This window comes from Acidicapsa acidisoli (assembly GCF_025685625.1).
GTDB lineage: Bacteria > Acidobacteriota > Terriglobia > Terriglobales > Acidobacteriaceae > Acidicapsa > Acidicapsa acidisoli.
In genome coordinates this window covers 2,269,969-2,291,460 of record NZ_JAGSYI010000001.1, presented here as the reverse complement: position 1 = coordinate 2,291,460, position 21,492 = coordinate 2,269,969, and the positions used below count along the sequence as shown (strand labels likewise).

Genomic DNA, 21,492 nt, shown 5'->3' with positions numbered 1-21,492 from the left:
CGCCTGAGCAAGGTTGGTCATTCCGGTGGGAATATCTTCTCGCCGTCCAAAACAGACCATCCGGGCGACAATAGAGAGTGATGTCTTCCGCAGGCCTACAATCCGCCGCCGGCCTTGCCGCAGCCAGCCTTGCGGCGGCCAGAACGATCCTGCAAAAGCTGCGGAATGAGGGGCACCAGGCCTACCTCGCAGGCGGCTGCGTGCGCGATCTGGTCCTCGGCCGCGAGCCCAAAGACTACGATGTTGCTACTTCCGCCACGCCCGACATCGTCCTAGATCTCTTTGCGCGCACCTTCGCCGTCGGCGCACATTTTGGCGTAGTCCTCGTCTCCGCTGAATTCGACGGCGTACCCACCCTCACCGAAGTAGCCACCTTCCGCTCCGACGGAGCATACTCCGACGGCCGCCATCCCGACCAGGTCCGCTACACCACCAGTCCGGAAGAAGACGTCCAGCGTCGTGACTTCACCATTAACGGTCTTTTACTGGACGGCCTCACTGAAAAAGCAAACATCCGCAACGCAGTCCTCGACTACGTCGGCGGTCTCGCCGACCTCCAATCCGGCCTAATCCGCGCCATCGGCTCACCCCACCGCCGCTTCGAAGAGGATCACCTGCGCATGTTGCGCGCTGTCCGCTTCGCCGCCCGCTTCCAGTTCGAGATCGACCCCGCCACGCATTCGGCCATACAATCGCTCGCGCCAAAGATCGAAGCCGTCAGCCGCGAACGAGTCCGCGACGAACTCACTCGCATGTTGACCGAAGGCCACGCCCGCCTCGCCTTTGAACGACTCGACGCAACCGGCCTTCTCGCACAGGTTTTACCCGAAGTTTCCCGCATGAAAGGTGTAAACCAGCCGCCGCAATTCCACCCCGAAGGCGACGTCTGGACCCACACCCTCCTGCTCCTCACCCAGCTCGAATCAGGCTGCCCCATGACCCTCGCCTGGGGCGCGCTGCTCCACGACATCGGCAAACCCGCAACCTACCAGCCTCCGTCAGGCCCAGGTGACAGAATCCGCTTCAACGGCCATGTCGAAGTCGGCGTCCGCATCGGTGCGGAAATCTGTCGCCGCTTACGCTTCTCCAACGACGAAACCGCACAGATCCTCGCCCTCATCGAAAACCACATGCGCTTCGCCGATGCCCCGCGCATGAAACCATCGACCCTCAAGCGATTCTTCCGCCTCGACCGCTTCCCCGAACACCTCGCCCTGCACCGCATGGATTGCCTGGCGTCCAGCCTCGATATGAAGGGCAACCTGGACAACTACCACTTCGCCCGCGAACACTACGAATCCATGCCTCCCGACGAAGTCCGTCCCAAGCCGCTGCTTACGGGGCGCGAACTGATCGCCGCAGGCTATCGTCCCGGAACAGCCTTCAAAACCATGCTCCACGCCGTCGAAGAAGCCCAGCTCGAAAGCGTAATCCACACTCCCGAAGAAGCTCTGCACCTGATTCGCACTCAATTTCCGCTCCCCGAAGACCATCCATCGCATGCCTGATCCGATTCGAAGCTACGACGTAGTCGTCCTCGGAGCCGGTGCCGCGGGCCTGATGTGTGCCGCCGTCGCCGGGCAGCGCTCACGGCGCGTCGCCCTGCTCGATCACGGCAGCCTGCCCGGACGCAAGATCCTCATCTCCGGCGGAGGCCGCTGCAACTTCACCAACATCCACTGCGCGCCCGACCGGTTTCTGTCCGCCAATCCGCATTTCGCCAAGTCCGCGCTGGCGCTCTACACTCCGCGCCACTTCCTCGAACTGGTCGAGAAATACAAGATCTCCTATCATGAAAAAACCCTCGGCCAGCTCTTCTGCGACCACTCGGCCCACGCCATCCTGAACCTGCTTCTCGCCGAGTGCGAAAAGGGCCGCGTCGATCACGTATCCGACGCCCACAGCATCCAGGTCGAGCGCTCCAGCAGCGGCTTTCGTCTCGAATGCGCCAAAGGCGAGTTCCGCTGTGAATCGCTCGTCGTCGCCACTGGCGGCCTGTCCATTCCCAAGCTCGGAGCGACAGCCTTCGGCTACGACCTGGCCCGCCAATTCGGTCTCGGGATTGTCGAACCACGCCCCGCGCTCGTCCCCTTGCTTCTGGGCGGAAAAGAATCAAGCTGGACCCAGCTAGCCGGAGTTTCGACCCTCGTCCGAGCCAGCGCTCCGTCAACGAAAACCAGCTTCGTCGAAAAGCTGCTCGCAACCCATCGCGGTCTCAGCGGCCCGGCAATCCTGCAAATCTCGTCCTACTGGAAACGCGGTGAGCCAATTTTCGTGGATTTAACACCAGATCAAGCGATTCTAGCGCCAGTCGTGCAAGGCCGACGCGACGCTCCAACCCTGCTCAAAGCCCTGCGCGAACACCTGCCCCAGCGTCTCGCCGAGCACCTCGCCCAAATCGCCGCACCTCAAGGCTGGTCTAACGCCGCCCTCGAAGCCTGCGAACGCAGCCTCCATCATTGGCCGTTCTATCCCACCGGCACAGAAGGCTACGCCAAAGCCGAAGTAACCGCCGGCGGCGTCGACACCGCCCACCTGCAAGCCCGCACGATGGAATCGCGCAACGTCCCGGGTCTCTTCTTCATCGGCGAAGTAGTCGATGTCACCGGCCACCTAGGCGGCTTTAACTTCCAATGGGCCTGGGCCTCAGCCGTCGCCGCTGGTAAAGCAGTCTAAGCATCCTGAGTCATCAAGCCCACAGAAGTTGTCATCCTGAGCAAAGTGAAGGACCTGCCTTTCAGAGACGCGTCTACTGTTGCTGCGGCTGCGGTGCCTGCCCCTGTGGCTGAGCCGGTTGCTGTTGCGCAGGCTGCGCGGGAGCCGGAGGCGGCGCTCCAGGCTTAGCCGGAGGCGTCAGCTTGAATCCCTGCCGCACCAGCGCAAATCCCTCGCTCGTCCATTCCGCCTGCAGCAACTCATTCGTTGGACTTGAAAACAGCTCCGTCTTGTTCGCATCGTAACTCATCGTCAGATGGTGCACGGTAAGCGGCTTGCCATTCAAAGTTCCCTGCATATCGGCATTCGTCACAATCCGCATCGCCGAAATCGAACCTGTCTGCTTCGGCACCAGCGCCCACATGTTGGCGTTGTTGTACGCCGCACCCAGATTCAGCAGCACCTGCAACGCTCCCGGATCGAAATCCGGCATAAACACAGCATGCGGATGCATCACGAGCGGGGTTGTTGTCACGCCGCCGTTCGCATCGATCTTCATCAGAAACTGGGCGCCCAGCTTCGAGGTGTCAACCGTCGCCTTAGCTCCATTCACCTCGCCTTTCAGCTCCACTTTTGTCAACCGGTAGCCCGTATCCAGAGACTCCTTTTCCGAGAACTTATAAGTGAGCCCCGGCATTTTGATATCAGCGTCGGAAATTGCATCAAAACCGGCGGCCGACTTGTCAACCTTCAAATTCGCCTTTCCAACGCTCTTGCCGTTCTGACTGATCTCAAAACTCTGTGCCAGGCCGGTTTGAGAACCGGCCACCGCTCCAACCAAAGAGACAACGCCAATCACGGCAATACGCTCAATCCAACGCATCATGATTCACTCCTATTAAATTGGACCCAATTCCACAGCATTGGTTGCGCAAAAGCAAATGGGGGCGAGCCAGCGCCCACCCCCATTCAGCAACAAAGTTCAGACCAGCAGGGATTTTCTATTCCCTGTTCCATGTTCCCTTTTCCCTGCCTTTTACCCCTTTGCCGTCGCAAACCGCTTGTTGACCTCGGTCCAATTCACCACGTTCCACCAGTTCTCCAGGTACTTGGGACGGAGATTCTGGTACTTCAGGTAGTACGCATGCTCCCAGACATCATTGCCCAGAATCGGATACAGCCCTTGGGTTAGCGGAGAATCCTGATTCGCAGTGCTAATTACCTTCAGCTTGCCATCGGCAAATACCAGCCACGCCCAGCCCGAACCGAACCGCTTCGCGCCCGCATCGTTGAAGGCCTTCTTGAAGCTCTCAAAATCGCCAAAATCAGCGGTAATCTGCGCCGCAATCGCCCCCGTCGGCTCGCCCCCGATACCGGCAGTACCCACCGGGCCCATGATGTTCCAGAAAATCGTGTGGTTGGAGTGGCCGCCGCCGTTGTTCTGCACTGCCGCGCGAATCTCCTCCGGAACCGATGCCAGATCCCGCACCAGGGCGTCTACCGGCTTCGCCGCCAGTTCAGGATGATTCGCCAACGCGGCATTCACATTGTTAATGTATGCCTGATGGTGCTTGTCGTGATGGAACTTCATCGTGTCCGCATCGATAAAAGGCTCGAGAGCGGCATAGTCATAGGGTAGGGGTGCAAGTTCGTAAGCCATCTTGGTGTCTCTCCTCACTTGGATTGTACTGGGCCGCCACGAGCCCAGGTTGAGTGTTGCATCAAATTCAGATTCCGCTTCCAGTTCAGCCCATCCAACTCAGTCTGAGTCCGCCACTTCCGATCCAACACGGCGGAATAACCGTAACCATTCCCGCCGCTGCACTCTCATAGATACGGCCAGACCGATTCCGCTTCAGAATTCGATGCTGGAGGTGCTATTCGATAGATGCGATCCTTTGCCGCGATCCTTCTATCGCAAGGTACCTCCAACTTTGAAGGAACTTCTGCCCCGTTTGAAACATCTGAGGTGCAGACGTCGGAAGGTCCGGAAATTTCATCGCCTGTTCAACTTGACAGGCATACAAATAGGGTCTGTTCAAAAAAAACGACGAGAGGTCCGTTCTTGATTCAGGATACGTTGCAGGCAACACCCCAGGACTCCCTGTACCGATGGCTCGATCAGCACGGCGAAGCCTTCGGATCCCCCGGCATGAAACCCCGCTGGACCTCCAGCGTAAAGGATGCCGTCGGCACTGCATATTCCGCGTCCAGCCGCATTTGGTTCACCGTCTCCCACGGCATTCTGAACGAAATCTACCACCCTACCATCGACTGCCCGCAGACCCGCGACATGGAACTGCTCGTCAGCGACGGAAGCAGCTTCGTTCACGAAGAAAAACGCGATCTGATCCCGACCTTCGAATACATTCATTCCGAGGCTCTCGGCGTCCGCTACACCAATCGCGACAAGGATGGCCGCTACCAGCTCGTCAAGGAAATCATCTGCGATCCGCACCACAGCGTCGTCCTGATGCACGTCCATCTCCAGCCCGGCCCCAACGGCAGCGAGGCGTTCCTCGACACCCTCAAAATCTACGCCCTTATCGCTCCGCACATGGATGGAGGCGGCGCCGGTAACTCCGCCCGCGCAGTCGACGTCGCCGGACAGAAGGTGCTTCTCGCCTGGAAGAATCGCTGGACCCTCGCCATGTCCGCCGACTGCGGATTCGCCCGCGTCAGTTGCGGTTTCGCCGGATTCAGCGACGGCTGGCGCGACCTCACCGACAATTTCCACATGGACTGGCAGTTCGGCTCCGCCCTCAATGGCAACCTCGCCCTCACCGGCGAGCTCAATCTGCGCGGAAGTCGCGAATTCACCCTCGGCATCGGTGTCGGCGACAGCCATCACTCAGCCCTGTCGAAGACCATGGGCGCGCTTTCGCAACCGTTCCCGCAGAACGCCGCTAGGTTCCTCGAACAATGGCAGCGCGCCGCCAGCCCCTACATCCTGGCGACGAAATCCGGCGACCGCGGCCTCCTCATGCAAACCAGCCACAACATCCTGCTGGCCCACGAAGACAAGACCTACTCAGGAGCCTTCGTCGCCTCCGCCTCCATCCCCTGGGGACAGGCCAAAGGCGACGACGATCTCGGCGGATACCATCTTGTCTGGACCCGCGACATGGTCCAGACAGCTTCGGCGCTGCTGGCCTGCGGACGCGTCGATACCGCACGCCGTGCGCTCGTATATCTCGCCTGCACCCAGCGCCCCGACGGCAGCTTTGCCCAGAATTTCTGGATCGACGGCCGTCCCTACTGGACCGGTGTTCAACTCGACGAAGTCGCCTTCCCGCTCATCCTCACCTGGCGTATCTGGAAAGCGGGCGGCCTAGGTAACTGGGATGTTTTTCCCTTCATCGAACGTGCCGCGGGCTTTCTCGTCAGAAACGCGCCTGTCACCCACCAGGAGCGCTGGGAAGAAAACTCCGGCTATTCGCCGTCCACCCTCGCCGCAGTCATCGGCGGCCTCATCTGCGCCGCCGAAATCGCCCGCGATCACCAGTCCCTCGAACTCGCCGAATTTCTCGAGGAGTACGCCGATTGGATCGAACTGCACCTCGAAGATTGGACCGTCACCAACGACGGCGTCCTGCTCCCGGAAATCAAGCGCCATTACATGCGCATCCGTCCGCCGGAAAACGGCCACGCTATTCAGCACGAAGGCCCCGGAACGGAAAAGATTAACCTCAACAATCGCCCCCCCGGCACACGATACGAATTTGAAGCCCGCGAAATCATTGATGGCGGCTTCCTCGAACTCGTCCGCTACGGCATACGCCGCGCCGACGATCCGCTCATGATCGACTCCCTTAAAGTAGTCGATGCAGTCCTCAAGCGCGACCTGCCCCAGGGGCCCGGCTGGCTGCGTTACAACTGGGACGGTTACGGCCAGGCCTCCGATGGCGGCCCTTATCACGGCACCGGGCAGGGCCGCGTTTGGCCCTTGCTTACCGGCGAGCGCGCCCATTTCGAAATCGCCGCCGGCAACGATGTAAGCGATCTCATCAAGACCTACGAAGGCTTCGCCACCGCCGGAAACATGCTTCCCGAGCAAGTCTGGGATGTCGCCGACTGTCCCGATCTTCACCTCAAATTCGGCGGTCCCGCCGGCTCTGCCTGTCCCTTGGTGTGGGCTCACGCCGAGTACCTGAAGCTGCTGCGTTCCGCCCTCGACGGCAAAGTCTTCGACCGCATCGAACCTGTTTATCGGCGCTACGGCCGCTTCCAGTCCGAGCACAAACACGCCCGGTCCGAGCACCATGGCCGCGCCCACGAAAAGTGCATCGAAATGTTCAGCCAGCGCCGGCCGATCCAGGAAATCACGCCTCACACAACACTTCGGGTCCTTGCAGACAAACGCTTCGTTCTGGTCTGGTCCGACAACGGATGGCAGACCACAAACTCAACACAAAGCCGCGGCCTGGGCAGCGCCGGTTTCGCCGCCGACATACTTCCGGCGGAGCGCGAGCTACCCGCTGTTTTATCATTAACTTTCTTCTGGCCAGAAGAGGATCACTGGCTGGGCCACAACTACGACATCCGGATTGAACAACCAGAAAACGGCAGCGGACGAGCCTAAAATAGGCAGGGGTGACGCAATTAGCTGGCGTCCCGTCTTTGTACCGCATTCTGCGATTCCCCTGAAGGCGACGCCTTTTGGACGACCAGCGTCAGACGAATGAAAGGATTACTAAGCTTATGCCCGCAATCGCAACAGACATTGACCAGCTTTCCATCGATACCCTGCGCATCCTGGCCGTTGACACCGTAGAGAAGGCCAAAAGCGGCCATCCCGGAGCGCCCCTGGCCTGCTCTCCCATCACCTACCTGCTCTTTCACAAGCTGATGAAGCACAACCCGGGCAACTCCAAGTGGTCCGACCGCGACCGCTTCGTTCTCTCCAATGGCCACGCCTCGGCGCTCATCTACGGCACGCTCTTTCTATCCGGCTACAAGATCACTCTCGACGATATGAAGGGCTTCCGCCAGTGGGGATCGAAAACCCCTGGACACCCCGAATACCACCACACCGACGGCGTTGAAGTCACCACCGGGCCGCTCGGTCAGGGCTTCGCCATGTCTGTCGGTCTGGCGATGGCCGAAAAGCATCTCGCCGCAGTCTACAACAAGCCCGGCTTTGAGATCGTCAATCACCACACCTTCGGCATCATGGGCGACGGCGACAATATGGAAGGCGTCTCGCACGAGGCCGCCTCGCTCGCCGGAACCCTCGGCCTGGGCAAGCTGATCTTCTTCTACGACGACAACCTGATCTCGCTCGACGGCCCCACCGAGTGGAGCTTTACCGAGAATGTCTACGCGCGCTACGAGGCCTATGGCTGGCAGGTGCTGCGCGTGCATGACGGCAACGATCTCGCGGCCATCGAAGCGGCCGTCAAGGAAGCCAAGGCAGACACCAAGCGGCCCACGCTGATCGGCGTCCGCACCGTCATCGGCTATGGCAGTCCGAAGGCTGGCACCAACAAGGTGCACGGCGAAGCTCTCGGAGCCGAGGCCACCGCGGCCACCAAGAAGTTCTTCGGCTTCCCGGAAGACCAGAGTTTCTACCTGCCCGAAGATGCCCTCGCCAACTGGCGTCAGGCCGTCGATAAAGGCGCAGAATATGAGGCCGAGTGGAACAAGCTCTTCGCAGCCTACAAGGCTGAATACCCCGAGCTGGCTGCCGAGTTCGAGCGCACCCAGAAGAACGAGCGCAAGGCGGATTGGGAAAAGGCCATTCCTAGCTTCCCGACAACCAAGCCGGTAGCCACGCGCAATGCCGGTCAGGTCGTCATGAACGCTCTGGAAAAGACCGTTCCCGAGCTCTTCGGCGGTGCAGCGGATCTCACTGCTTCGACCAAGACCATCTTCAAGGACAGCCCGCACTTCGCTGCCGACCCCACCGGACGCAATGTCTTCTTCGGTGTCCGCGAGTTTGCCATGTGCGCGGCGGTCAACGGAATCGCAGCTCACGGCGGCCTGGTTCCCTTCGGCTCGACCTTCTTCGTCTTCAGCGACTACTGCAAGCCCGCATTGCGTATCGGGGCCATTATGGGCGTGCATTCGCTCTTCATCTACACCCATGACTCGATCGCCGTCGGCGAAGATGGTCCAACGCACGAGCCCATCGAGCATCTGCTGGCGCTGCGTGCCCTTCCATTCTTCACTGACTTCCGCCCCGCCGATGCCAACGAAACCGCAGCGGCATGGCGCGTAGCCCTGGAGCGCAACAGTCCCTCGTTCATGGCGCTTTCGCGTCAGGATCTGCCGGTGCTCGATCCGGCGACCATCGACACGTACGCCGGTGTAAGCAAGGGCGGCTATGTGGTCAAGGATGTCCCGAATCCCGAAATCGTGATTATCGGCACTGGCGCTGAACTCTGGCCGGCTCTCGATGGGGCCAAACTCCTGGCCGAATCCGGCATCGCAGCCCGGGTCGTTTCGCTCCCAAGCTGGAAGATCTTCGATGAACAGCCGGCCGAGTACCGTGACTCCATCCTGCTGCCGGGCGTTCCCAAGGTCACCATCGAGGCGGGCGCTACCCTTGGCTGGTGGAAGTATCTTGTCGGCGGCAAGGGCGCAGTCATCGGCCTCGACCGCTTCGGGGCTTCCGCTCCCGGAGGAACCGTCCTCAAAGAACTTGGCTTTACCGCCGACAACGTAGCCGCTCACGCCAAGACACTCCTGGGCAAATAACCAGAATCCGCGGGTTGGCAAGTGCAGCTAACTTGCTAACCCGCTAACCCGCTAACTTGCTAACTTGCTAACCTGCTAGCTTGCCAGAGGCTCTATGAAAATCGTCATCGCTTCCGACCACGCCGGCTTCTCCCTCAAAGAGGATGTCCGCGCCTACCTCGCCACCAAAGGCCACGAAGTCGTCGACCTCGGCGTTCACTCCACCGAACCCTCCGACTACCCGGATTCCGCGGAAGCCGTCGGCGAAGCTATTAAATCCGGCGTCGCGAAGCGCGCCGTGCTCATCTGCGGCTCAGGCGTCGGCGTCTGCGTAGCCGCCAACAAGATCCCCGGCATTCGCGCCGGCATGTGCCACGACCACTACTCCGCACACCAGGGCGTCGAGCACGACGACATGAATGTCTTGGTCGTCGGCGCGCGCGTCATCGGCACCGAAACCGCGCATGATGTTGTCGACTCGTTCCTGGCCGCCAGTTTTGTTTCTAGCGAGCCGCGCTTCGTCCGCCGCTTCAACAAAGTGCTGGCCATCGAAGCCAAATACTCCAAGACCACTTCGTGATTGCGTCCTCAATTTCAACGCAGTCACGATGAATTTCCTGTAACTCATCCTTGTGCCGTCTCGTTGGAACCTTATCCTTCTCTAACATCCGGTTATTCTTCGAGATTGCCCGAAAGGTATGTTGAGCATGTCCTCTTCCCTGAGCGTATCCGGCAATGAGTTCGAAGTAGTCCTCTTCGACGTCGGCGGAGTCCTCCTGACCAATGGCTGGGACCACGTGGAGCGAGCCACCGTACTCGATCAGTTTCAACTCGACCGCGCAGCCTTCGAAGCCCGCCATCCAGACCCCTATGACGCACTGGAACGGGACACCATCACCATGCAGGATTACCTCAACGCAACCATCTTCTACGAACCCCGTCCCTTCACCCCCGACGACTTCATCGCATCCATGAAGGTCCAGTCCAAGCCGATTCACTCAAATGCGTTAGGAGTCCTTGGCGAAATTGCTGCATCTGATAGTTGGCTCGTTGGCCTGCTCAACAACGAGTCGCGTCTTCTGCATGAATACCGCATGGAAAAATTCGGCATCGAGAAGCATCTCGACATTCAGCTCAGTTCCTGCTATCTCGGACTCCGCAAGCCCGACGCCGACATCTATCGCCGCGCCCTCGACATTCTCGGCCGCCCCGCCGATCGCGTCCTCTTCATCGACGATCGCAAGGGCAACGCAGACGCCGCGGCAGCCGCAGGCATACATGCCATTCAATTTCTAGGCGAAGAGCAACTTCGCCGCGACCTGAAACAAGTTGGAATTCTCTAAGAGAAAAACTCGCAAGAAGAAAAAAAAAAGGAGAAGCAAATGCAACTCGGACTTATCGGCTTAGGCAAAATGGGCGGATTCATGGCGGAGCGAATTCGACTCGCGGGCCATCAGGTAGTTGGTTTCGATTTCAGCGCCGAGGCCGTGGCCAAACTCACCGCATCCGGCAATGTCGGCGCCTCCAGTCTCGAAGACATGGTCAGCAAGCTCCAAGCGCCCCGCGCCGTCTGGATGATGGTTCCCTCCGGCGATCCCGTGGACGAAACCATCGCCAAACTCGAGAAGCTGCTCTCCCCCGGCGACATCATCATCGACGGCGGCAACTCCAACTACAAAGACACCATCCGCCGCCACGGCCAGGTCACCGCCAAGGGATTCCAATATGTCGACTGCGGCACCTCCGGCGGCGTCTGGGGTCTCAAAGAGGGATACAGCATGATGATCGGCGGCGACAAGAAGCCAGTCGAGCACCTTCGCCCCATCTGGGAAGCTCTCGCCCCCGCTAAAGACAAGGGCTGGGGACACGTTGGACCATCCGGCGCCGGCCATTACACCAAGATGGTCCACAACGGCATCGAATACGGCATGATGCAGGCCTACGCCGAGGGCTTCACCATCCTTGAAAAGAAGGAGTCGCTCGACCTCAACCTGCCTCAGATCGCCGAAATCTGGCGCTACGGCTCGGTCGTCCGCTCCTGGCTGCTCGACCTCACGGCTGAGGCGCTGGCCAAGAACCCCACGCTTGATGGCCTGGAAGCCTACGTCGCCGACTCCGGCGAAGGCCGCTGGACCGTCTTCGAAGCGATCGACCTGAATGTCTCGGCTCCGGTCATCACCGAGTCCCTGATCCGCCGCATCCGTTCGCGCGAAGAAAACAACTTCACCGACCGCATGATCGCGATCCAGCGCAACGCCTTCGGCGGCCACGCCGTCAAGAAAGACTAAAACGTGGATACCCACTCTCGATTTTGAGATGCGGGCTTTTCTCACAAATCTGGGTGCCCCATCCTTGGCGCATCCTTATCGCGACAAGGATGGGAAAGCACAACCACAAAACCGGGTGCCCCATCCTTGACAGCCTTATCGTCAAGGGTGGGATACCAAACTGGATTCAAGCCCCAGCATCGAGCTGGAAGCTAAAAGCTAGAAGCTGTCCAACGAGGCAAAGAACATGGCAACAGCGCAGATGAAAGTAACTCCCGAAGATCTCTCCAATGTCCCAACCACCCCCAGCGAACGCATCCCTGAACCAACCATCATCGTGATCTTTGGCGCTTCCGGCGACCTAACCAAGCGCAAGCTCCTGCCCGCGCTCTTTCACTTGGAGCAGGTGGGTCTCCTGCCGAAGGAATTCGCCATCGTCGGCGTGGCCCGCCGCCCGCTCGGCGACGAATTCGCCGCGGACATGCGTTCCGGAATCCTCGAGTTTGGCGGCGTCACAGCAGATGAGCCGCACCTCGAAGAGTTCGTGAAGAAAGTACATTACTTCGCCATGAACTTCGACGACGGCGCCGCATACGCCCGTCTGAAGTCGGAACTCGACGGCATCGCCAAGGCCAACGGCATCGGCGGCAATCGCCTCTTCTATCTCGCGACTGCACCCGAATACTTCAACGAAATCGTCCAGAACCTCGGCTCGCACGGCCTTGCCAAGCCCGCTCAGGGAGCGGTCCGCGCCGTCGTCGAAAAGCCTTTCGGCCACGACCTCGAATCCGCCCGGGAGCTCAACCGTCAGATCAACTCCGTCTTCGCCGAACGTCAGGTCTTCCGTATCGACCACTATCTCGGCAAGGAAACGGTGCAAAACATCCTCGTTTTCCGCTTCGCCAACGGCATGTTTGAACCGGTCTGGAACCGCAATTACATCGACCACGTCCAGATCACCGCTGCCGAAACACTCGGCGTCGAAGGCCGCGGACCGTTCTACGAAAAAGCAGGAGCCTTGCGCGACGTCGTTCAGAACCACGTCATGGAGTTGCTCTCCTTCGTAGCCATGGAGCCACCCACGTCCTTCGAATCGCAGAGCGTGCGTCTCGAAAAGCTCAAGGTCTGGCAGGCCATCCCCGCCATCCCTATGACCGATGCCGTCCGCGGCCAGTACAGCCCTGGCCAGATCGCCGGAAAGGATGTCCTCGGCTACCGCGAAGAAGAACGTGTCGACCCCGAATCCGGCACCGAGACCTACGCCGCCGTCAAGCTCGGCATTGACAACTGGCGCTGGGCAGGCGTCCCTTTCTATCTGCGTGCCGGCAAGCGACTGAAGCGGCGTTACACCGAGATCAGCATCCAGTTCAAGCAGCCGCCGCAACTCATCTTCAATCGCAACGCCTCCGTCAGCGACTGCGGGGAGATCCAGCCGAACGTCATCACCATGCGCATCCAGCCCGACGAAGGAATCTCCCTGCGCTTTGGCGCCAAGGTGCCCACCACCCAGGCAATGTCCGTCTGCCCTGTCACCATGGACTTCGACTACGCAGCAGCCTTCGGCAAGAACTCCGCCAATGGCTACGAACGTCTGCTGCTCGATGCGATGCTCGGCGACCAGACACTATTCGCCCATCGCGACGGCGTCGAAACCACCTGGGCCCTCTACACCCCAATCCTGGAAGCCTGGGCAGCCAAGAAGCCCAAAACCTTCCCCAACTATGCAGCTGGCTCGGCTGGCCCGCAGTGCTCCGACGAACTGCTCAAGCGCGACGGCCATACCTGGCGCAAACTGTAACAAGACAGTGCGAAGTGTGAGTCGACTCCACACTTCGCACTTCACACTAACGGCTGATCACCGACCACTTCCCCACACGGAGCTTTCATGTCCTCGAAGCTGCACATCACTTACGTAGTCGAGCCGGACCCTGCAGCCTTGGCCATGCACGCGGCCCTGCACCTCGTTGAACTGGCCGAAGAAGCCGTCGCCGCCCGTGGCCGCGTCCGCATCGCGGTATCCGGCGGATCGACGCCCAAAGCCACATTCGCGCTGCTCGCCGACCCCGCTCACCCATTCCTGAGCCGCATGCCCTGGTCCGCACTTGAGCTCTTCTTTGTCGACGAACGCACTGTCCCGCCCGACCACCCCGACAGCAACTATCGAATGACAAAAGAAACGCTCCTCGACAAAGTCAGCATGCGCCCCGATCAGATTCACCGCATGAAGGGCGAACTCGAGCCCGAAGTTGCCGCGGCCCAGTACGAATTCGAACTGCGCCGCGCCTTTCGTTTGGAAGGCGCCGAAGCCCCGCGCTTCGATATCGTTACGCTCGGCATGGGCGACGACGGCCACACCGCTTCGCTCTTCCCTCACACCGCAGCCATCGACGAAATGGGCCGTCTCGTCGTCGCCAACCAGGTTCCGCAAAAGGACACCTGGCGTATCACTCTCACCTGGCCTGTCATCAACCACGCCCGCGAAGTCTTCTTCCTCATCGGCGGAGCCGACAAAGCCGACCGGCTCAAAGAAGTCCTCCTCGGCCCGAAAGACGTCGAACGCCTCCCGTCTCAACTCATCTGGCCCGCAAGCGGTATACTCACTTTGATTTTGGATAAGGCTGCCGCCGCGCAACTTCCGCCCCCTGGGTCCGACGGCAAAGGCCATTTGGAGAGATCTCGATGATTCTTGCAGGCGACGTAGGCGGCACCAAAGTTCACTTGGCGCTGTACGACTTTATCAACGGCAACCTTACTTACGCCCGCGACGAGCGGTTCCCGGCCAAAGACTACACCGGCCTCGAAGAAATCGTCCGCGAATTTCTCGGCGCAGATCAGCCCACCTCGGCCTGCTTCGGTGTCCCCGGCCCGGTCCGTGACGGCCGCCTGCGCCTGACCAACCTTCCCTGGACACTGGATAGCCGCGAGCTCGCCCAGCACCTCAAGATTGACCACGTCTTCCTCATCAACGACCTGGAAGCCAACGGCTACGGCGTCGCCGAGCTCAAAGCCGACCAGATCTACACCCTCGCCGAAGGAGACGCCAGCCAGATCGGCAATCGCGCCCTCATCGCCGCAGGCACCGGTCTCGGCGAAGGCATCCTCGCCTGGAACGGCAAGATCCATGTCCCCATGCCCTCCGAAGGCGGCCACACCGACTACGGTCCGCGCAACGAAGACGAGATCGATCTGCTCCGCTTCCTCAAGCAGAAGTACCACGGCCGCGTCAGCTACGAACGCGTCGTCGCCGGTATGGGCATCACTAACATCTACGACTTCCTGCGCGACGTTCGCGGCATGGAAGAGCCAGCCTGGCTGCGCGACCGCATCGCCAGCGAAGACCCCAACGCCGTGATCACCGAGTTGGCCCTCTCCGCCAAAAGCGAGCTCTGCGAAAAAACCCTCGACATGTATGTCTCCGCCTACGGAGCCGAAGCCGGCAACCTCGCCCTCAAGATCCTCTCCGTCGGTGGCCTCTACATTGGCGGGGGCATCGCTCCACGCATCCTGGAGAAGCTGAAAGACGGCACCTTCATGCGCTCCTTCACCGACAAGGGCCGCCTGAGCCAGCTCCTGATCAACATGCCAGTAAGAGTAATCCTCGAAAGCCGGGCTGCCCTGCTGGGCGCAGCAGCCTACGCCGAAGCCCGCGCCGCCGAATTAAGTGGCGTAAGCCCACGCGCTGCTTCCGTAGCCTTTTGACTGCCAATCCTACACTCAAACAGCAAAGCCCAGGTTCTCGACCCGGGCTTTGTCATTTTTGGCGAATTTTCAAACTAACTTCTGGCGCCTCCAATCGTAGAGCTTGCGCTTTCAGAACCAACCTGAAGAATGACAAGCCAGCACGAACCATCCGCGCCTCAAAACATCACTCCGTGCGCAGCGCCCGCATAGGGTCGACGCTCGCCGCACGACCCGCAGGCACCGCGCTCGCTACCACCGCAACGACCGCTACCCCCGCCACCGCCAGCAGATAGCTCAACGAATCCAGCGGCTTCACGCCATACAGCGACGAGGCCAATGCGCGCCCCACCAGCATCGCCAGCGGAACACCCATCACCACCCCAACCATCGTCAGCAGCAAGCTGTCCTTCAGGATCATCCAAACCACCTGCCCACGCCGTGCACCCACGGCCATGCGCACCCCAATCTCCGCTGTCCGCATACTCACGCGATACGCCAGCATTCCATAGAGTCCCGTCGCCACCAGCGCAACTGCGAGAAAGCCGAAGAACTCGGCGAGCCGCGCAAACAACACATGCTGCGAGATCGTCGTATCGAACTGCTCGCGTTGCGTCATCGGCCGAATCAGCGGAAGATTTGGATCCAGTTCCTGCACCACCTTACGAGCAGAGGGCAGAATCGCCATCGGTTCGCCCTTCACACGCATCTCGACATGCATAGGCCCAACCATCGGAATCTGTGCATACATATACCACGCCATCGGAATCGGCTCTTCGTCGATGCTTCGATACTTGTGGTCCTTCACAACGCCAACGATGGTCATCGTGTAATGTCCATCCTCGGTTCCAATCGTGTGGCCCAATGGGTTCTGATTGGGAAGAAACCGTTGCGCGAACTGCTCATTGATAATGCCCACATGAGGCGACGTCGCCGTATCGGAGTTGGAAAAATCACGCCCCGCAAGCACCGGTACGCCAAGCGTGCCGAAGAACTCCGGCCCTACAACATTGCTGCGTACTGTTCTCGATGATCCATTCGCCACTTCCGGCAACTTCCCATCCACCCGCATGTCACTGTTGTCTGACCACCCCGACCCAAGCCGTTCTTCCGACACGGTTACCGACTCTACACCCGGCAGAACCCGCAGTTTGTCCATCAGATTCCGGTAAAAGGCGACACCCTCGGGAATCGATGGAATATTCGGCTTCACACCAAAAACAACCAGCCCATCGACCCGTATTCCCAGGGGAATGTTCTCCAGGTTGCGCATTGTTCTGACTAGGAGCCCACCGCCCACCAGAAGCACCACGCAAAGCGCCATCTGCAGCGCCACAATGACTCTACCGGCACGCGATTTGCCCGCATTCGTGTTCGATGTCGCCGCGGAAGTCTTGAGCGCCAGTTCCGCGCCGCCGGCAAGCGCCACGCGCAACGGCGCAAGCCCAAACAGAATCCCGGCAATCGCCAGCACCGCCAGCGTGAAGAGCAGTACCGTGCTATCTGGAGCAAGGCTCGTCTCAATCTGCGCCCAACGGCCAAGCACCCGCGTCGCCATCTCCGCAAAACCCCAAGCCAGCACACCGCCCGCCGTCACCAGGATCAGACCCTCAGTAAGCAATTGGCGCAGCAACTCGCCGCGTCCCGCCCCCAACGCTTGCCGCAATGAGAACTCCCTCTGACGTGCAGCATTACGCGCCATCAGCAGCATCACCACATTCGCCATTGCAATCAGCAGCACCAGCCCCACCATCGCCATCAACATACGCAGCGGATTGCCATATTGCTGGTCGTATCCGGGAAAGCTCTTCGCATCCGCCAGACTTAGCACGGGCGGCTTTTCACCCTCCATCGGCGAGCCCAGACCCACATAAGCAGATCGCTGAAACACCGGCTGCATCTGCGCCACAGCCTGCGCTCGCGTCACACCGGGAGCAAGCCGCCCAATCATCTGCAAACACCACCACGTCGGATTCGCATCATAGAGCTTTCCCTCGTCCGGAGGATTGCCCCACGCATTCAGCTCCCGGCGGCTCTGCAGTGGAATCCAGAAATCCGTCGACCCACCGCCTTCGACCCCTTCAAAGCCCTCCGCGGCCACTCCCACAATGGTCATAGCCACGCCATTCACATACAGAGTCTTTCCCAAAACCTCCGGGTTCCGGACAAACCGTCGCGTCCAGTAGTTGTAGCTCAGCACGGCAAGCGGAGCATGGCGAGTCTCATCTTCCTCGCTGAATCCGCGGCCAAGCGGCAGACTTACTCCCAACCCGGAGAAGAAGGTGCCGCTCACCATATCGCCCTCTGCCTCTTCCGGTTGCGCACCGTATCGAACTGCGACCTTGCTGCCCGACAGCGGCACGAAGGCCATCACAGGCGAAAGTCCGCTGCTCTGCTTCCGCAGCGCAGCGTAGACCGGATAAGAGAACGTTTTGTTGGAATCGATAGTCCCTGTTCCGCGCGGCGGATTAGATGTCCTCAAATACACCAGCCGATCAGGATCGTACACCGGCAGCGACCGCAGCAGCACAGCATTCATCACACTGAAGACGGCCGTGTTTGCGCCAATTCCAAGAGCAAGCGTCAGAATCGCCGTCACCGCAAATCCCGGACTCTGCCGCAGCGACCGCATTCCAAATCGCACATTGCGCAGCAACCTGTCCAGACCCACCCATCGGTCCTTCAGATAAAAGTGTTCCTGCGCCGCGCCGACATTTCCGAACTCACAACGCGCCATCCGCCGCGCCTCGTCCCTGTTCAGGCCCTCACCCTCCAGGTCCGCAGCCTCAAGTTCCAGATGCGCCTTGATCTCTTCCGCAAAATCCTCCGCACTTCGCCTGCGCCTGAACATGCCTATGCCTCCTCGCCCTGCATTCCGCTGTTCGAGTCCAGAATCAGTCCCATCGCGCGCGTCAGCCGCCGCCACTCGCTGGCCTTCTCCACAAGCTGCGCGCGCCCTTTCGGCGTCAGCGAATAAAACCGCGCCTTGCGATTGTTTTCGCTGACGCCCCACTTGGCGCTGATCCACCTCTTGTCTTCCAGCCTCTGAAGGGCAACATAGAGCGAGCCATGATCGACAAGAAACACGTCTTCCGACTGCCGTTGAATCAATCGCGCCACACCCTGCCCATGGCACGGTCCCAGCACCAGCGTCTTCAATATCAGCAAGTCAAGCGTGCCCTGCAACAAGGCAATTCGGTCGTCGTTGTTCTCTTGGGTAGCCATTCGACCCAAGTATTCGCTCATTTGGGTAGAATGTCAACCCAAAGAACAAAATCACGATGTCAACCTGAAGTCACCGCGCAAACAACGTCAGCGGAACAGCCTCGCCCATCACCCGGTATCCCGACGCCGAAGGATGCAGATGATCGCCGGAATCGTACGCAGGATTCAGATGATCCGGCCTCTTCGGATCAGCCGTGGCCCTATCGAAATCCACCACCGCATCGAAGTGTCCCGCGGCTCGTATCCACGCATTGATCGCCTGCCGGTCAGCCTCATTGCTCGCAGGCGGATGATAGTACCCAGAATCGGTATACGGCATAATCGTAGCCCCGATCACCTGGATATGCGCGGCATGTGCGCGCGCAATAATCTGCTCGTACGACGCAAGAATCCGCCGCACAAAAGCCTCATGATCAGCCTGCGGAGGATCACTCAACCGCGTCAGTCCCCCAATATCGTTGACTCCCTCCAGCACGATCACCCATCGCACCCCGGTCTGCGCCAAAACATCGCGGTCAAATCGCGCCAGCACATTCGGCCCAAGACCATCCGTAAGCAAATGATTCCCGCCAATTCCCTGATTCAGCACGCTAATATTGCGCGTCCCTGCATTCGCCTGCAGCCTCTGCGCCAGTACGTCCGTCCACCGGTCATTGCCGTTGGTAGTCGCTCCATGACCATCCGTAATCGAGTCTCCAAGCGCAACAATCGCCCCCGCATCCGGCCCCGCGGCAATATCGATAGCCGCAAGCTGATACCAGTGATCGAACTTCCGCGCACCCGCAAGCTCCGCCGCAGAAACTGCATCGCCATGCACCAGATAAGACGTAGCCCGCGACCCCGGATGCCCGCTCTGCTCCGCGGGCGGCAAATCGAAGTGGATTGAAACCGCAAGATCGCTCAGTGCCGGTGCCGGATAACTCACCGGATCGGAGATATACTCAGCCCCCGCCGGAATAATTACATCCTCCCTGCCCGAAAAAGTAAGCGCCTTGTCCGTCGCCGGGTCGATACTCGCCGCGGCAGGTGAGAGAGGCTTTGCGATGTGAACCGAGGTTAAGTGAAGCGGCAGAAATCCGAAAGCATTCGACAAATGTACCCGCAGCGTCGCCCCGCCGACGGACAGATGCACGATCTGGCGCAATGTCGCATCGTTGAGGTCTTCCGGAGGCATCGAATTCTGCGGCTCAGGAAGCTGCTGTGATGCCGCCCACGAACCTACCCAGCTAGGCCCAGTCGTCTTAGTTTGCGCCTGCAACGGCGACAACACGACCGCAAACACCATCCCTATGAGAAAATCTCTAGTTAATTTCATAGCAAGTAGCTTAAACCGGAAAAGCCATGTAGCATGTCTTTTGTTCGGGACACCAAGAAAATATCCGCAGGGGAGGTCTCCTCGATGTTCGAGAGCCAGTCTTTTCGCAGACTCACGCATGGTCTTGCCGCTGCCTCTGCATTTTTCCTCCTTCCTTTTGGATATGCAGTAGCTCAGACCTCCGCACCCCCTCCCGTTACCTTCACGGCAGACCAAGACCATCAGAACATGATGGACCAGTTAGGCATCAAAGCTCTGCGCCCCGGCCCAAGCGGCGACGAAAAGGCCCCGAATCACGCCAACTACGACGAATCCCACGCCAATCCATATCCCAATCTGCCCGACGTTCTCACACTGAAGAACGGCCAAAAAGTGACTACCCCGGAGATGTGGTGGAAGCAGCGCCGTCCTGAAATCGTCGAAGACTTTGAGCGGGAAGTCTATGGCCGTCTGCCGAAGAACCTCCCTAAAGTCACCTGGGAAGTCAAAGTCACCGACCGCGAGTTCGTCGGCTTCACGCCGGTTATCGCAAAAGAGCTCGTCGGCCACGTCGACAACTCCGCCTACCCAGCGATCTCCGTCGACATCGCAATGACCCTCGTCGTTCCCGCAAACGCCCAAGGTCCCGTCCCACTCCTGATGATGTTCGGCCGCACCGGCCTGCCCAACCCCACTCAGCCTCCGCCCGAAGATATGGAAAAGATCAACGCCGCAGTGAAGGCACTACTGGTGGACAAGGATCCTTCCCTCGCCGCCATCTTCCATGACTATCCCGGCTACAGCCCGCTCAACGCGCTCGCTCCCGCCTTCGGATTCGGCGCACCCAGGCCCGCAGGTGACCCGCCAACCACCCAGCAGCTCATCGCCGACGGCTGGGGATACGCCCTGATCAACCCCGCCAGCATCCAGGCCGACAATGGCGCTGGTCTGACCCGTGGCATCATCGGCCTCGTCAACAAAGGCCAGCCACGCAAGCCCGAAGACTGGGGCGCACTACGCGCCTGGTCCTGGGGAGCCGCGCGCGGCCTCGATTACCTAGAAACCGACCCAGCCATCGACTCAAAACACGTAGGCATCGAGGGCGTCTCCCGCTACGGCAAAGCAGCGCTGGTCACGCTCGCCTTCGAGCCCCGTTTCGCCATGGGCCTCATCGGCTCCTCCGGCGAAGGCGGCGTAAAGCTGAACCGCCGCAATTTCGGCGAAGCCGTAGAAAGCCTCACCGGCGGCGAATATTACTGGATGGCCGGAAACTTCATGAAATACGGAACATCCGAAGCAACCTTCGGCAGCAAAAATCCAGGCGACCTTCCCGTCGATTCCCACGAACTCATCGCCCTCTGCGCGCCTCGTCTCACCTTCATCAGCTACGGCGTACCCGCCATGGGCGACGCAAAATGGCTCGACCAGCAAGGCAGCTACATGGCCACCGTCGCCGCGCAGCCAGTCTTCAAACTGCTCGGCGCACACGGCCTCGGCGTCTCAGACGACTACCACACGGCCACGATGCCACCAGTCAACAGCGGACTTCTCGACGGGGAGCTCGCCTGGCGTCAGCACGACGGCGGCCACACTGACGCCCCAAACGTGAAGTACTTCCTTCAATGGGCCGACAAGCTCATTGGCCGTACCCCAGCCTCCTGAAGCCAGCGCTGCTCTCAAAGGAGCATTCTGTAA

At 59.9% G+C, this 21,492-nt stretch carries 16 protein-coding genes; 11 read left to right on the top strand and 5 right to left on the bottom strand.

Annotation, left to right across the window (positions count from 1 at the left end):
• The first annotated feature begins 80 nt into the window (after window positions 1-80).
• Both OHL23_RS09225 and OHL23_RS09220 read left to right on the top strand, forming a co-directional pair.
• The gene (locus OHL23_RS09225) at window positions 81-1,508 is read left to right on the top strand and encodes a CCA tRNA nucleotidyltransferase (protein ID WP_263351486.1); all 1,428 of its coding nucleotides are present in this window, start codon (window positions 81-83) and stop codon (window positions 1,506-1,508) included.
• Window positions 1,501-2,676, top strand: coding sequence for a BaiN/RdsA family NAD(P)/FAD-dependent oxidoreductase (locus OHL23_RS09220; protein WP_263351485.1), 1,176 nt, complete (start codon window positions 1,501-1,503; stop codon window positions 2,674-2,676). The genes OHL23_RS09225 and OHL23_RS09220 overlap by 8 nt, the downstream gene beginning before the upstream one ends.
• A 73-nt stretch (window positions 2,677-2,749) precedes the next feature.
• Here OHL23_RS09220 and OHL23_RS09215 read toward each other — a convergent pair whose 3' ends face one another.
• Together OHL23_RS09215 and OHL23_RS09210 are read right to left on the bottom strand one after the other, a co-directional pair.
• Window positions 2,750-3,541 carry a hypothetical protein gene (locus tag OHL23_RS09215; protein ID WP_263351484.1) on the bottom strand — a complete coding sequence of 264 codons (792 nt, stop codon included), beginning with the start codon at window positions 3,539-3,541 and terminating at the stop codon, window positions 2,750-2,752.
• Between the two features lie 150 nt (window positions 3,542-3,691).
• Entirely contained in the window at window positions 3,692-4,315 is a 624-nt protein-coding gene (locus OHL23_RS09210) for a superoxide dismutase (RefSeq protein WP_263351483.1), read from the bottom strand.
• A 405-nt stretch (window positions 4,316-4,720) separates the two neighbouring features.
• Here OHL23_RS09210 and OHL23_RS09205 point away from each other — a divergent pair, with 405 nt between their 5' ends.
• The 8 genes from OHL23_RS09205 (at window position 4,721) to glk (ending at window position 15,299) form a co-directional block, all read left to right on the top strand.
• Entirely contained in the window at window positions 4,721-7,237 is a 2,517-nt protein-coding gene (locus OHL23_RS09205; protein WP_263351482.1) for a glycoside hydrolase family 15 protein, read from the top strand.
• Between the two features lie 119 nt (window positions 7,238-7,356).
• On the top strand, window positions 7,357-9,354 hold the full coding sequence (gene tkt, locus OHL23_RS09200; protein WP_317891665.1) for a transketolase: 1,998 nt from the start codon (window positions 7,357-7,359) through the stop codon (window positions 9,352-9,354).
• A 94-nt stretch (window positions 9,355-9,448) separates the two neighbouring features.
• Window positions 9,449-9,913 carry a ribose 5-phosphate isomerase B gene (rpiB, locus tag OHL23_RS09195; protein WP_263351481.1) on the top strand — a complete coding sequence of 155 codons (465 nt, stop codon included), beginning with the start codon at window positions 9,449-9,451 and terminating at the stop codon, window positions 9,911-9,913.
• Window positions 9,914-10,040: 127 nt separating this feature from the next.
• Complete coding sequence (locus tag OHL23_RS09190) at window positions 10,041-10,676, top strand: HAD-IA family hydrolase (protein ID WP_263351480.1); 636 nt, start codon at window positions 10,041-10,043, stop codon at window positions 10,674-10,676.
• Between the two features lie 39 nt (window positions 10,677-10,715).
• On the top strand, window positions 10,716-11,621 hold the full coding sequence (gene gnd / locus OHL23_RS09185; RefSeq protein ID WP_263351479.1) for a phosphogluconate dehydrogenase (NAD(+)-dependent, decarboxylating): 906 nt from the start codon (window positions 10,716-10,718) through the stop codon (window positions 11,619-11,621).
• 226 nt (window positions 11,622-11,847) lie between these two features.
• Window positions 11,848-13,398: a glucose-6-phosphate dehydrogenase gene (gene zwf, locus OHL23_RS09180; protein ID WP_263351478.1), complete on the top strand. Its 1,551-nt coding sequence runs from the start codon at window positions 11,848-11,850 to the stop codon at window positions 13,396-13,398.
• A gap of 87 nt (window positions 13,399-13,485) precedes the next feature.
• Window positions 13,486-14,283 carry a 6-phosphogluconolactonase gene (pgl, locus tag OHL23_RS09175; protein WP_263351477.1) on the top strand — a complete coding sequence of 266 codons (798 nt, stop codon included), beginning with the start codon at window positions 13,486-13,488 and terminating at the stop codon, window positions 14,281-14,283.
• The gene (gene glk / locus OHL23_RS09170; protein ID WP_263351476.1) at window positions 14,280-15,299 is read left to right on the top strand and encodes a glucokinase; all 1,020 of its coding nucleotides are present in this window, start codon (window positions 14,280-14,282) and stop codon (window positions 15,297-15,299) included. The genes pgl and glk overlap by 4 nt, the downstream gene beginning before the upstream one ends.
• Window positions 15,300-15,465: 166 nt before the next feature.
• Here glk and OHL23_RS09165 read toward each other — a convergent pair whose 3' ends face one another.
• From OHL23_RS09165 to OHL23_RS09155, 3 genes are all read right to left on the bottom strand, one after another.
• Window positions 15,466-18,129, bottom strand: coding sequence for an ABC transporter permease (locus OHL23_RS09165; RefSeq protein WP_263351475.1), 2,664 nt, complete (start codon window positions 18,127-18,129; stop codon window positions 15,466-15,468).
• 2 nt (window positions 18,130-18,131) lie between these two features.
• On the bottom strand, window positions 18,132-18,503 hold the full coding sequence (locus OHL23_RS09160) for a PadR family transcriptional regulator (protein ID WP_263351474.1): 372 nt from the start codon (window positions 18,501-18,503) through the stop codon (window positions 18,132-18,134).
• 70 nt (window positions 18,504-18,573) lie between these two features.
• The gene (locus tag OHL23_RS09155) at window positions 18,574-19,818 is read right to left on the bottom strand and encodes an SGNH/GDSL hydrolase family protein (protein ID WP_263351473.1); all 1,245 of its coding nucleotides are present in this window, start codon (window positions 19,816-19,818) and stop codon (window positions 18,574-18,576) included.
• An 84-nt stretch (window positions 19,819-19,902) separates the two neighbouring features.
• Here OHL23_RS09155 and OHL23_RS09150 point away from each other — a divergent pair, with 84 nt between their 5' ends.
• Window positions 19,903-21,459, top strand: a complete 1,557-nt coding sequence (locus OHL23_RS09150) for a glucuronyl esterase domain-containing protein (RefSeq protein WP_263351472.1) — start codon at window positions 19,903-19,905, stop codon at window positions 21,457-21,459.
• Window positions 21,460-21,492: the final 33 nt, after the last annotated feature.

Coding starts and splice junctions, on each gene's coding strand:
- OHL23_RS09225 (WP_263351486.1), top strand. CDS start 81: ATGTCTTCCGCAGGCCTACAATCCGCCGCCGGCCTTGCCGCAGCCAGC.
- OHL23_RS09220 (WP_263351485.1), top strand. CDS start 1,501: ATGCCTGATCCGATTCGAAGCTACGACGTAGTCGTCCTCGGAGCCGGT.
- OHL23_RS09215 (WP_263351484.1), bottom strand. CDS start 3,541: ATGATGCGTTGGATTGAGCGTATTGCCGTGATTGGCGTTGTCTCTTTG.
- OHL23_RS09210 (WP_263351483.1), bottom strand. CDS start 4,315: ATGGCTTACGAACTTGCACCCCTACCCTATGACTATGCCGCTCTCGAG.
- tkt (WP_317891665.1), top strand. CDS start 7,357: ATGCCCGCAATCGCAACAGACATTGACCAGCTTTCCATCGATACCCTG.
- rpiB (WP_263351481.1), top strand. CDS start 9,449: ATGAAAATCGTCATCGCTTCCGACCACGCCGGCTTCTCCCTCAAAGAG.
- OHL23_RS09190 (WP_263351480.1), top strand. CDS start 10,041: ATGTCCTCTTCCCTGAGCGTATCCGGCAATGAGTTCGAAGTAGTCCTC.
- gnd (WP_263351479.1), top strand. CDS start 10,716: ATGCAACTCGGACTTATCGGCTTAGGCAAAATGGGCGGATTCATGGCG.
- zwf (WP_263351478.1), top strand. CDS start 11,848: ATGGCAACAGCGCAGATGAAAGTAACTCCCGAAGATCTCTCCAATGTC.
- pgl (WP_263351477.1), top strand. CDS start 13,486: ATGTCCTCGAAGCTGCACATCACTTACGTAGTCGAGCCGGACCCTGCA.
- glk (WP_263351476.1), top strand. CDS start 14,280: ATGATTCTTGCAGGCGACGTAGGCGGCACCAAAGTTCACTTGGCGCTG.
- OHL23_RS09165 (WP_263351475.1), bottom strand. CDS start 18,129: ATGTTCAGGCGCAGGCGAAGTGCGGAGGATTTTGCGGAAGAGATCAAG.
- OHL23_RS09160 (WP_263351474.1), bottom strand. CDS start 18,503: ATGGCTACCCAAGAGAACAACGACGACCGAATTGCCTTGTTGCAGGGC.
- OHL23_RS09155 (WP_263351473.1), bottom strand. CDS start 19,818: ATGAAATTAACTAGAGATTTTCTCATAGGGATGGTGTTTGCGGTCGTG.
- OHL23_RS09150 (WP_263351472.1), top strand. CDS start 19,903: ATGTTCGAGAGCCAGTCTTTTCGCAGACTCACGCATGGTCTTGCCGCT.